General features: G+C 36.7%; 12 protein-coding genes and 1 riboswitch. Of the genes, 8 read left to right on the top strand and 4 right to left on the bottom strand.

Going from position 1 to position 12,182, the window contains the following annotated elements:
* The first annotated feature begins 227 nt into the window (after window positions 1-227).
* A complete protein-coding gene (locus tag J2Z40_RS07405) occupies window positions 228-1,172 on the top strand; it encodes a Gfo/Idh/MocA family protein (protein ID WP_066400682.1) in 945 nt (314 codons plus the stop codon).
* A gap of 62 nt (window positions 1,173-1,234) precedes the next feature.
* On the top strand, window positions 1,235-1,945 hold the full coding sequence (locus J2Z40_RS07410) for a M48 family metallopeptidase (RefSeq protein WP_066400686.1): 711 nt from the start codon (window positions 1,235-1,237) through the stop codon (window positions 1,943-1,945).
* 143 nt (window positions 1,946-2,088) lie between these two features.
* On the opposite strand, the gene J2Z40_RS07415 is transcribed toward J2Z40_RS07410, so the two are convergent.
* The 3 genes from J2Z40_RS07415 to J2Z40_RS07425 form a co-directional block, all read right to left on the bottom strand.
* The gene (locus tag J2Z40_RS07415) at window positions 2,089-2,775 is read right to left on the bottom strand and encodes a response regulator transcription factor (protein ID WP_066400687.1); all 687 of its coding nucleotides are present in this window, start codon (window positions 2,773-2,775) and stop codon (window positions 2,089-2,091) included.
* Window positions 2,776-3,183: a sensor histidine kinase gene (locus tag J2Z40_RS07420; protein WP_245350010.1), complete on the bottom strand. Its 408-nt coding sequence runs from the start codon at window positions 3,181-3,183 to the stop codon at window positions 2,776-2,778.
* Between the two features lie 127 nt (window positions 3,184-3,310).
* The gene (locus J2Z40_RS07425) at window positions 3,311-3,625 is read right to left on the bottom strand and encodes a hypothetical protein (RefSeq protein ID WP_066400688.1); all 315 of its coding nucleotides are present in this window, start codon (window positions 3,623-3,625) and stop codon (window positions 3,311-3,313) included.
* Between the two features lie 593 nt (window positions 3,626-4,218).
* Here J2Z40_RS07425 and J2Z40_RS07430 point away from each other — a divergent pair.
* Window positions 4,219-5,094, top strand: a complete 876-nt coding sequence (locus J2Z40_RS07430) for a GyrI-like domain-containing protein (RefSeq protein ID WP_066400690.1) — start codon at window positions 4,219-4,221, stop codon at window positions 5,092-5,094.
* 220 nt (window positions 5,095-5,314) lie between these two features.
* On the opposite strand, the gene J2Z40_RS07435 is transcribed toward J2Z40_RS07430, so the two are convergent.
* Window positions 5,315-6,769 (bottom strand): Msr family ABC-F type ribosomal protection protein, encoded by a 1,455-nt coding sequence (locus J2Z40_RS07435; RefSeq protein WP_066400691.1) that lies wholly within the window; start codon window positions 6,767-6,769, stop codon window positions 5,315-5,317.
* Window positions 6,770-7,513: 744 nt separating this feature from the next.
* Between J2Z40_RS07435 and J2Z40_RS07445 the strand changes: the two genes are divergently transcribed.
* The 5 genes from J2Z40_RS07445 (at window position 7,514) to J2Z40_RS07465 (ending at window position 12,160) form a co-directional block, all read left to right on the top strand.
* Window positions 7,514-8,029: a DUF1456 family protein gene (locus tag J2Z40_RS07445; protein WP_066400692.1), complete on the top strand. Its 516-nt coding sequence runs from the start codon at window positions 7,514-7,516 to the stop codon at window positions 8,027-8,029.
* An 87-nt stretch (window positions 8,030-8,116) separates the two neighbouring features.
* Entirely contained in the window at window positions 8,117-8,539 is a 423-nt protein-coding gene (locus J2Z40_RS07450) for a hypothetical protein (RefSeq protein ID WP_066400693.1), read from the top strand.
* Window positions 8,540-8,743: 204 nt separating this feature from the next.
* Window positions 8,744-8,932, top strand: a riboswitch (cobalamin riboswitch).
* Between the two features lie 346 nt (window positions 8,933-9,278).
* Window positions 9,279-10,283: an ABC transporter substrate-binding protein gene (locus tag J2Z40_RS07455; RefSeq protein WP_066400694.1), complete on the top strand. Its 1,005-nt coding sequence runs from the start codon at window positions 9,279-9,281 to the stop codon at window positions 10,281-10,283.
* Complete coding sequence (locus J2Z40_RS07460) at window positions 10,280-11,320, top strand: FecCD family ABC transporter permease (RefSeq protein WP_066400696.1); 1,041 nt, start codon at window positions 10,280-10,282, stop codon at window positions 11,318-11,320. The genes J2Z40_RS07455 and J2Z40_RS07460 overlap by 4 nt, the downstream gene beginning before the upstream one ends.
* A 3-nt stretch (window positions 11,321-11,323) precedes the next feature.
* Window positions 11,324-12,160, top strand: coding sequence for an ABC transporter ATP-binding protein (locus tag J2Z40_RS07465; RefSeq protein ID WP_066400698.1), 837 nt, complete (start codon window positions 11,324-11,326; stop codon window positions 12,158-12,160).
* Window positions 12,161-12,182: the final 22 nt, after the last annotated feature.

Consider the following 12,182-nt stretch of genomic DNA (forward strand, 5'->3'; position numbering starts at 1 on the left):
AATCCAAAACAGAATAGGATTGCTTAATCATCCTTATCCTTCTTCATTCCTAATGTGATAGGTACTCACCTATATTTACAAAATGAATAGATTAGGATTACTGCTCATTGATCGTGCACGAGGGTATAAATGAAATACTGTATTAATTAATTTTTTAAAGTGAATAAATGACATTCTTCTATTTTCTAATGTAGGATAGTAATAGATAAAATTAGGGGGGGAATTACATGTTACATATTGGGATTATTGGCTTAGGAGCCATTGGTCAACGCTTGATTAGTCAATTCAAGAATCATTCTGAGGTTGAAATTGTGGCGGTATGTGATCAGTTGGAGACACTTGCCAAAGAATCTGCTAATGCGTTAGGTGGTATTCCATTTTATACAGAACCTACAAGTTTAATTGATCATCCGTTAGTAGACCTTGTTTATGTTGCAATTCCACCTAAGTATCATCATCCGATTGTAATGGAAGTGTTATATGCCAAGAAGCATGTCCTATGTGAGAAGCCATTGGCTAACTCCCTTGAGGAGGCAAATGAGATGGCTCAAACTGCCAAAGATGTGGGCGTGGTTCATGCGATGAACTTTCCACTCAATTATGGACAGGCGGCAGCTAAATTTGCAGAGTTGATTAATCAACAATATATTGGTAAGTTGCGTCGAATCCATTTGACGATGAATTTTCCAGAATGGCCGCGTACTTGGCAAAAGAATAATTGGGTAGGCGGAAGAGAACAAGGTGGGTTTGTTTTAGAAGTAGGCGTTCATTTTATTCAGCAAATATTAAAGCTTTTTGGGGACATTAAAAATATCCGAACACGCTTGGAATTGCCTGATAATCCTGAGGAGTGTGAGACGGGCATTATCGCAACCGCGGAGCTTACAGATGGAACGCCTATTTTAATCGAGGGATTAAGCAAACTAGCGGGCAAGGAGTTTATCGGTTTTACTGCATATGGCTCAGAAGGGGTGTTATCTCTTGAAAATTGGGGTCAATTAAAAGGTGGCAAATGTAGTGAGGAAATTAAAGAGATTTCATGTGAAAATATATCATCTACAAACTTGATTGAGGAACTTGTAAAAGCAGTGAATGGTCATGAAGCAGATCTTTACACTTTTGAAGTGGGTTATAAAGCGCAAGAGGTTTTAGAACAACTGCGGAAAATGTGAAGGCAGTTAATGATATTGTTCAAGTGAGGATACTAGACTGACAGTGAAAATGAGAGGATTACATGAAGATACATACTTATAAAGGTGAGACAGTACGCTTTGAAGTGAAGTATAAAAACCGAACTACGATAGGGATTTCAATAGATAGCTATGGAAATATTGAAGTCCAGGCTCCTAAAGGAACACCTGATGAAAGAGTACTTCAATTAATAGAAGAAAAATGGGATCTCATTCAGCAAAAGATAAAGGAATTAAAGGAAAGGCTGCATGGGAAACAGGAAAAGATTTATGAGCATGGAGAGAAATTTCTTTATTTAGGAAACGCCTACCCAATAATAATTTTCCAGGATACAAATATAACGCAAGATCATGTTGAGTTTGAAGGAGAAACATTGCATATATATGTGAAGATGCATGAGGATGAAAAAGTAAAACAAGCTTTAAAACGATTCTATTATCAGCAGTGTAAGTCTTTAGTGGAGAGGAGTATCGCCTCCTATCAAAGCAAATTTAAAATAAAACCACGTTCTATCCGCATATCAGACAGCAAAACTACATGGGGAACCTGTGATTCAAGGAGGCAGTTAACATTTAACTGGCGCTTAGCGATGGCCCCTCGTGAAGTAATTGACTATGTAGTCGTTCATGAAATGTGCCATTTCGTCCATCTGAATCATGACCGCTCTTTTTGGCGCCTTGTTGGCAGCATAATGCCTGATTATAAAGACAAGGAAAAGTGGTTGGCATTATCTAATAGGGAAATGACAGTATAGCCTTCAATAATAAACAGCTTAATTACTCATTCTAATTAGTTGAAGGGAATTATGAAATGGAAAATTGGATTAAAAGTATTATGGAGCAATTTGGGTATAAAATAAAGACTCATACTGGATCCGCTTTGGGTCCAGTATGAGTCTTACTTTTTAAAACGATAACCTACACCCCAAATGGTTTCGATAAATTGTGGGTTAGAAGGTTCCTCCTCGATTTTTTCCCTAATCTTTCTGATGTGTACAGTTACTGTTGTGTTGTCTCCAATCGAATCATAACCCCAAATGCGTTCGAATAAATGTTCTTTACTAAAAACGATATTAGGATTTGTTGCTAAAAAATACAATAAATCAAATTCCTTGGCAGTGAAGATTTTCTCTTCTCTACTTACAAACACCCGTCTTGAGTCAATTTGTATAAGCAGTCGATTGATTTGAATTTCACTCGGATGATGTACATGATTGATTAGACGTTCGTATCTTGAAATATGTGCTTTTACTCTCGCAACTAACTCATTTGGATTAAATGGCTTTACGATATAATCATCTGCTCCTCGATCAAAACCGCGAATCTTGTCTATATCTTCTTTTCTAGCCGTAACCATTAAGATGGGAATATCTAATGATTGTCGTAGCTTTTTACATAATTCGAAGCCATCCATGCCTGGAAGCATTAAATCTAATAGAATTAGGTTGTAAGAATTAGTCCGGGCAAGTTTTAATCCTTCATCACTAGTTATGGCAATATCACTTTCAAATCCATTCACCTCTAAATAGTCCCGTTCCAGTTCTGCGATATTTCGCTCATCTTCAATGAATAGTATTTTTTGCATTTATCTCACCTTCTTTAATTTGAAAGATATACTTGTGCCTTTTCCTACTTCGCTGGTAGCCCAAACAATTCCATCATGTCCTTCAATCATTTTTTTCACAATTGATAACCCAAGCCCACTTCCTCCTGTGGATGAATTTCTTGAAGTATCTGTACGGTAAAAACTTTCAAATATATATGGAACATCCTCTTTGCTTATGCCAATTCCATTATCTCTAATTTCCACTGTTACATGAGTAGGATCGGATGTTAGAAAGACTTTGATTTCTGTTTCGTTATGATCAATATATTTTAAACTGTTTTGGACTATATTAGTGACCACACGTTTTAATTTTTCTCTGTCTGCTTCCACTAAGTAGGTCTTTTCTTTATTTGCCAGAAGAGTGGCAATTCCATCTTCTTTTTCCAAATGAAAAGACAATTCATCAATAAAATCAGCAAAAAAAGAATATAAATCTACTTTTTCAAAATGGAAGGGGACACTTTGCAAATCCAATTTAGAGTAAAGAAATAATTCATCTATTAACTCGTTCATATCAGAATGAATGGGTTAATGGCCCTTGTAAGTTTCCTGTTAGAATAGGTGAGAAGATTCCGCTCATAATAATAGCCAATACCCCATAGCCAATTCCTGTAAAAAGTAAAGTAAGAATAGGTTGAGAATCACGTTTTATGACAACCGTAACAATCCAAATAATTGAAATAATTATGGTTGCTATTATACTAGTAATGGGTTTCCCGATGGCTTCAGATATGCCTAACATACTCATAAGTGGTCGTATAAGTGAGATGATAGATAGTGCAATAATAAGTGACCAATTTATTTTTAAAGTGGTGCTTTTATTTGACATTATGAATGACCTCTTTCCATAGTTTTAATACTTACAACTCATACAATAAATTCAATCTCTTATAAAAATATTAACCAGTTATTAAATAATTCTTAAATGATTTTTTTCTTGATTCTTTCTTTGATCTGGTAATCATCTCGTTAAAATGTATAGAACGGCTTATTTTTTTAGGATTGGCTCTGTTAAAACTGGATGTTGATTTTATAAAGTTTAAAAAATAAGCGGAGAAATTCCGGCTATATTGGGAAATACCTCTATTTCCTTAAAAATAAGGGGAGTTTTTCCGCTTATATCATTTAAATGGATGGATTTTGTCCTTTTTAAAGCAGTTAACCGGAATTTCTCCGCTTATATTCACTTTTTATGCTTTCTTTTTTACATTAACCGGAATTATTCCGCTTATATTTTGCTTCTGCAACTTTCTAGACAGAAATCGTCTGTGTATGTATGTATTCTCATACAAATACGAAAATCAACAGTGAATAATAACAGAGCCTTAGGATTAAATCGACATCCGACAATAAGCGTTTCTTTTTCATTGGGTGCTGTGGTGTATTCGTAATTATAATTAATACAAGAAGGAGGAAGAGGTTGTGCTAAAAAGTATGAACGAGGCGTTAGATTATATTGAACTGCATCTGCAGGACAAAATTGATTATAACGAAATAGAGAAGATTACAGGTACTTCTATTTATCACTTTCGGAGAATGTTTTCCTTTCTTTCTGGCATGTCATTAGGAGAGTATATTCGTAATCGGAAATTATCTAACGCTACTTTTGACTTGCTGCATAGAGGGATAAGTGTAACAGAAACAGCTTTCCAATATGGGTATGAGTCTGTTGATGGGTTTTCACGTGCCTTTCGGGATTGGTCGGGAATTAGTCCTTCAGAGGTCAAAAGGAAAAAAATGCTTAAAGCATTTCCAAAGCTCTCCTTCCAATTAACAATTCAAGGAGGAATAAAGATGGATTACAGAATTGAGAACAAAGAAACATTTAAGATAGTTGGTGTGAAAAAAAGAGTGCCCATTCAATTTGAAGGAGAAAATCAAGAAATTATAAATTTAGCTAAAAGCATTACCCCAGAACAGAGAAAAAAACTGCATAGCTATGCAAACATGGAGCCAAATAATGTCGTGAATGCATCCTATCATTTTGAAGATGGATGGTTGGAGGAAAAAGGCAGTCTTGATCATATGATTGGCTTCTTAACGACAAAAGACTCCGGCTTTGATGAGTTTGATGTGGTTGAAGTCCCAGCCCTAACTTGGGCGATCTTTTCATCTAAAGGGGAATTTCCAAAAGTGATGCAAGAGACTTGGGGAAGAATCGCCTCTGATTGGCTTCCTTCATCAGATTATGAATTAGTAGAAGCACCTAATATTTCATTTACTGGGGATTTATCTGACAGAAACAATGTTTATAGTGAGATTTGGTTTGCTGTAAAGAAGAAAGGTGAAACGAAATAAGGGGATGTTTGAAAAAACGTTATACCAATATTAAATTAAAAAGACGGGATCTAGTAGTGATTCGGTCTTTTTATATGTAATGTTTTTAGCTATATTAGATACAATTAGTAGAAAGCATGTTGCTGCAAACATTGTTTTAAAAACAACATCCTTTTAGAAAAAGCCTTTTAAAACCACAATAAGCCCCTGACATAGTCTGGGACTTATTGTTATTAACTAGTTATTGCTGAATCAACTGTTTATCGGAAATATGGAATCGGACATCTCCTACATTTTTAATAAATTGTTGATCATGAGAGACAAAAATAATTGTCCCTTTATATGCCTTAATAAACTGTTCCAATGCTTCAATCGCATTAATATCTAAAAAATTGGTTGGCTCATCTAATAATAAAATATTGTATTCGCCTAAAAAAAGGTGACATAGCTGGAGACGAATGGCTTCTCCGCCACTTAGCGATTTCACTCTTTTTAAAATATCAGTACCGATAAATTGCATGGAATGCAAAACACTTCGCAAAAATCCCTCATCATATTCAGAGCGGTTCTTCAAAAATTGCAATACCGTTTCATCACTTGAGAATTGATAACTCATCTGACGGAAATAGCCAATTTTTGCTTTTGGAGAAATCGTTAATCCAGAACTATTATTGGCAATAGAATGGAGCAATGTGCTTTTGCCACTCCCATTGCTGCCTGTAATTGCAATCTTTTTTCCGAGAGGCAGTTGAAAACTTACTGCATCTAGTAATTGGTTGTTCTCAATTTGGAGTGTAAAGCGATCAGCCATTATTGGAAATTTATTATGCAATTCTAATGATTTGGATTGATGGAAAATGATCGGTCTATCTACTTTTACAGCTTCTACTTCATGCAGTTGGTCAATTCGACTTTCAATTGCTTTTGCCGCACGTTGAACTGCTTTTTGGCTCGTGCCTTTTGATTTTGTCATGAATGATTTGTTAGGCATAGCGTTCGCTTCTTTTTTTGACATACGCCCTGCTTGTGCTACTTTTTCTGCCTTTTTCATTTTTTCCTGTGCTGCCTTTTCGAGTCGGCCTTTTTCCTTTAGGAATTGCTCATGTGCATGATTCTGTCTTTCTTGTTCAGCTTGCTTCTGTGCAAGATATTCACTGTAATTCCCAGAATAGACGCGCACCTTGCTATCCTGAACTTCCCATATCGTTGTAACAAGTTCATCTAGGACAGCTCGATCATGACTGATTAATATAAGTGCACCATAATAATAGCGCAATTCATCTAGGAAAAAGGCAATGCCATCTTGATCAAGATGTGTGGTTGGTTCATCAATGAGCAATGCTTCGTTATAATGTGTGAATAACTGGGCAAGCTTCAATCTTGTTTGTTCTCCACCACTTAATTGATTCGCTTCTTTTGGTACATCTAGCCTCCTAAGGATGGCTGGATCTGCTTCTACAGATGTCGGAGCTCCCAATTGTTCAAAATAGCCGAATCCAGTGTGGCAATGTGATGTTCCTGTAGTCGGTTGAATTCTATTTGCGAGTAACTTTAATAAAGTACTTTTTCCTGCCCCGTTTTTTCCAACAATACCGATACGGTCAAATTGATGTACCGCTAATCTATCAATTTTTAATACTTCTTTATCTAAAAAATTCACTTCAATATTATCTAATTCAAAACAAATTTGTTCCATTTTGCTACCTCCTGAAATGTTATGATTTCGTATCGATAGCCAGGATCGATAACGAGCTTAAGAAATTAGCTCAGTTATCAGAAAAACAATAGGAATTGCATGCTTATCCCTCATACAAAATTATTCTTTGTAAATATAATGATGATTCAAGTTCACAGGTAAATAAAAATGAATAAAATCCAATAAAAAAATCACAGACAAATTGTCTGTGATTGAGAGTAAAGGGATCAATTAACATGATTGAAGACAGCCGTAATCAAATCCATTTTTCTTCACATAATGAGAAGAAAAATGACATAAAAGGAAAGAATGGCAGACAATTCCGCCGTTCTCCACTTAAATGATCCTATTTGAAATGAAGATTATTAAAAAAGGACAGACTAATCCCGTTTACTCTGTATACACAAACAGAGCCTTTGAACATATTTAATTACTAGTTCAAAGTTGAAAAACGCAATTTCATCGAGTGTGTCATTTTTTAATAATCCTCCTTAATTTTGAAAGTACAGTGCTTATTATAGAGTCCATTTTTGAGGTAGTCAATAGAATAATCAAGATTCCCCTACGACATATGTATTTTGATTTAATTTGGAATAGAAATTATAATAAGGTAGAATGATTGAATGGAAACCGAAATGATGGGACTCATGCTAGTGATTTTAAAGAAATTTATACGAAAATAACTCCGGGTGTCTAAGAGTGATTCTCGGATTTTTTATCTTGTAAACAAAAGGAGAAAAGAACGTGACAAACAATGATTTATTAATTCGCTTACGCTACGCACTTGATATTAAAAATACAGATATGATTGAGATTTTTGAGCTAGGTGGTATTCATATAACGAAAGATGAACTTCGCAAGATTTTAACAAAGCCAACGGTAAATGAAGAAGGGGAGGTTGACTTGACCCCAACGGAGGAGTTTACACCATGTGATTACCGAATGTTAGATGCCTTCTTAAATGGCTTTGTAACATTTAAGCGTGGAAAGCAGGAGCCGAAACAAGGGAATGCGAATCCTCCTATACAAGTTTCCGGTAAGCAAGATAGTGCGAATAATTTATTCTTAAAGAAAATTAAAGTAGCTTTAAGCTTAACAACCGATGATATGATCGGAATCTTCTATGATGCTGGCTTAAATGTTTCTAAAGGTGAAATAGGCGGAATCTTACGGAAAGCTGATCATCGCAATTACAAAGAATGTGGAGATAACTTCACAAGGAATTTCTTAAAAGGATTAACGTTGAAGCATCGGAGTTAATAGATAACGCGATGACAATACAATGAGCATCATTCATATGCAGCAAGTTTGATTCACTTTATTTTATGAAAGGAAGTGTTCAGTCAGATGAAATTTCTTAAATTCTTGATAATAACGATTGTATTATTAGTTGCAATTAGTTATGGCGTTTATTATTTCGGAACGAATATGGCATCAGAAAAAATCATGGAAACAGTAACGACAGAATTAGAAAATAATGGCGGGTTGGAAGAAATAAAGCGAACAATAGAAAGTGATCCTGAATTACAATCATATGTAGAAGAAGCGCAAACAGCTAATCCAGAAACTCTTCCATTTACGACAAAAGAAGAAGCAACGAGAGCACTAATTAGTAAAATGGGCATTTCCGAGTTAAATGATATTCGAGTGAAGGTACAGGAAGGATCGATTTCGAAGGAAGAACTCCTTCAGGATATTGAAGGGAAATTAACAGAAGAAGAAATATTAGCATTAAAGGTGATTGCGTATAAAGAATTATATGGAAACTAGAAATGATTTTTAATAAGCTGTAGAATTGAAAGATATAGGCTTCTATTTTGTCAATTTAAATGTTGAAATAGAAGCCTTTTTTTTATTATTTATGGGTAAAGGATTGTAGTTAATTAATAGTAGAATCATTCAATAATATCTAATCTTTGCATAACTTAAAATGATTGCTATAATACTAGATGAGAATATTGCTTGACCAATTGAATCTAACATAGCTAGTAGGTGCCTTGTCTTTAGATAAGGTTAAAAGGGAAGCCGGTGTGAGTCCGGCGCGGTCCCGCCACTGTAATTCGGGGATAACCTCGCAGTACCACTGTTCCAGATAAGGAATGGGAAGGAGAGGAAGTCACTATACCCGAGAGCCAGGAAACCTGCCTACATAGCTTGCCAACGAAATCCTCCGTGGAAAAGGATAGGCTTAATCAGTATAAATTTATTTTATTTGTCTGGTTTTTGCATGCCTTGTTTCCGAATGGAAATAAGGCTTTTTTTCGTTGAAGAACAAGAAAGGATAGCTTTGGAGTTAGAAAATGATCGATCTCCAGTACCTTACTCCTATCAAACTTCAGGGTTCCTCCCTACGATAAATCAATACCGGTCTGAATTGTAAACCGTGTATTGAAAAAAGGAATCCTAATGCGTTTGTACGGTAATGATCAAGGTGTCTGTGCTTTTCTTGTTCAAGACTTCATGATATCAAGCTCATCTCGAACCATATATGAAGGGCAGAGGATTGAGTATGAAAAAGTTTTTGGCATTACTATTGACTGTGCTAGTAGCGATGACAATTAGTGCATGTGGGGCAGGAAATGATGAGGCAGAAAAAGACATCTCCACTCAAAGCGAATCTTCAGAAGCTGAAAATAACGGAAGTTCTGAAGTTGAAATAAGTGAGAAAGCAACGGTTTACCCGCTTACAGTAAAGGATGCAACAGGCTTAGAATTAACTTTTGATAAGGCACCAGAGCGTATTGTATCTACATCCCCATCAGAGACAGAAATTCTATTTGCACTAGGCTTAGGTGATAAAATTTATGGTGTTTCAGATTTTGATGATTACCCTAAAGAAGCTTTAACGAAACAGAAGGTTGGTGGGGTTACAAAGCCAAATGAAGAAACAATTATTGCTGCTGATCCAGATTTAGTGATTGGCGGCATATCAATGAAAGATGATATTGTGGAGAAATTTCGCGGGCTCGGTCTTACATTGTATAAAACAGAGCCAAAAAAGCTAGATGATATTTTAAATAATATTATTCAAATTGGCATCATTACAGATACGCAGGAAAAAGCAGAAGAACTTGTGGCACAAATGAAAGAAACGATTAAGACAGTAACAGATGTGGCAGCTACGATTAAAGAAGAAGATAAGAAAAAAGTATATATTGAATTTTCTCCAGGCTGGACGGTTGGCAAGGGGGAATTTATGGATGAGCTGATTACACTCGCTGGAGGAATTAATATCGCTTCAGATATGGAAGGCTGGAATGCAATCAACGAAGAGAAGGTTATTCAGGATAATCCAGAAGTTATTCTGTATACTGCTGAAGTAGTGGATGATAAGTCTGGTAAACCGCTGGAAGAGCTAATTACTTCAAGAAATGGCTGGGAAAAGATTTCAGCGATTCAAGATGGCAATTTGACTGGTATTGAAGGAAATATAATGTCTAGACCTGGTCCAAGAATAACAGATGCACTTACACAAATGGCAGAAGCGATTTATCCGGAATTGTTTAAAAAATGAAAAGAAGATTAGCACTATGGGGGGGAGCGGGATTCGTTCTCCTTCTTCTTTCAGTCATTATTAGTTTATCCCTTGGATCAGCCAATCTGCCAATCTCACATGTTTGGGGAATTATTCTACATCAGCTTCCATTTCTAGATGGTGTTATAGATACAAATTGGGCGACATCTTCCGAACAAATTATTTTAAAAGTTCGATTGCCTCGAGTTTTTCTTGCCATCCTTGTTGGGGCATGTTTGTCCCTTGCTGGGGCTGGTTTTCAAGGTGTATTACGAAACCCATTAGCCGATCCGTATACACTTGGGGTAGCATCTGGTTCAGCGGTTGGTGCGGCGTTCTTAATATTATTTGGGTATCATACGATTTTATTTGGTATTTGGACGATTCCATTAGTTGCATTTGTGACAGGGTTAATCAGTTTGCTCGTTGTTCTCCGCTTAGCAAATGTACAGGGAAAGTATAAATTAGAAACGATCATTTTATCCGGTGTCGTTGTCTCGGCATTTCTAGGTGCAATTGTTTCCTTTATGGTGTCAATGTCCGATCAAGTGGTGAATGAGATTGTCTTTTGGCTGATGGGAAGCTTAGCTCTTAGAGGCTGGTCTTTTACCTTTGTACTCATGCCATATTTGGCCATTGGACTTGTTATCTTGCTGTCATATGGCCGAACATTGAATTTATTTGCTTTAGGAGAACGCCAGGCTGCACATTTAGGTGTCAATATAAAACGTACAAGGCTAGTCGTGTTAATCGTTTCCACCCTGATTACTGCAGCGGCAGTGTCTATTGTTGGAACCATTGGTTTTGTCGGCCTTGTTGTTCCACACCTAGTGAGATTGATGGTAGGGCCTGACTACCGATTATTACTGCCTTTAACAGTTATCTTCGGTGCAATATATGTGCTTTGGGCGGATACAATCGCCCGTACATTACTTAGTCCGACAGAGATTCCGCTCGGGGTTGTGACTGCGGTTCTTGGAGCTCCATTCTTTGCGTACTTGCTTCGTAGAAATAAGCAAATGTCAGGGGGGAATTGATGGATGTTTATTGAAGTCGAGGGCTTGAGTATAAGTTTTGATAATCAGCCTGTGCTTGAAGAAGTTAGCTTTTCAGTTAAACGAGGAGAATGCTTAGGGATTATTGGCCCGAATGGAAGCGGCAAGTCCACATTACTTAAGCTTTTGTCAGGTGTAGAAAGGCTGACGTCTGGCTGGATTGAAATAAATGGAAAACGAATTGAAAAATATACACGAAAAGAGCTAGCCAAATGGTTGGCAGTCCTGCAGCAGGAATCTTTGCCTCCAATTGGTTTCACAGTTAGAGAAGTGATTGAGATGGGACGGTTTCCCTTTCAAAATTGGCTTGGAGAAGAGGCAACTGAAATGGATCAGCTTATCCATTCCATTCTCGACAAAATGGAGCTAAACGTTTTAAGTGATCGTTATCTAGAAAACTTAAGCGGTGGAGAGCGGCAGCGTGTAGCTCTAGGCAAGACGATGGCTCAGCAGCCTAAGCTTTTGATGCTTGATGAACCAACAACTTATCTAGATATTGGGCATCAAATCCTTCTAATGGATCGAATTCGAGAATGGCAGCAGGAGGATGAGTTGACTGTTATTTCGGTTCTGCATGATCTAAATCTCGCTGCACTTTATTGTGATCGATTGTTGCTTTTACATAATGGACAAGTCGTAGCAGTTGGATCCCCTGCCGATATTATTCGACCTGAACTGATTGAGGCAGTGTATGGTACCGCCCCGATTGTGATGGAGCACCCTGTTTATGGACTGCCGCAAATTATCCTTCAGGGAGAAAGTATTGATTCTCAGGAGCTGTCAACAAAGAAGAAAAAAGATAAGGTGGGAATCTCCCAGTAAGTAATACAAATTCATGAAAACT

This window comes from Cytobacillus eiseniae, from assembly GCF_017874625.1.
GTDB lineage: Bacteria > Bacillota > Bacilli > Bacillales > Cytobacillaceae > Cytobacillus > Cytobacillus eiseniae.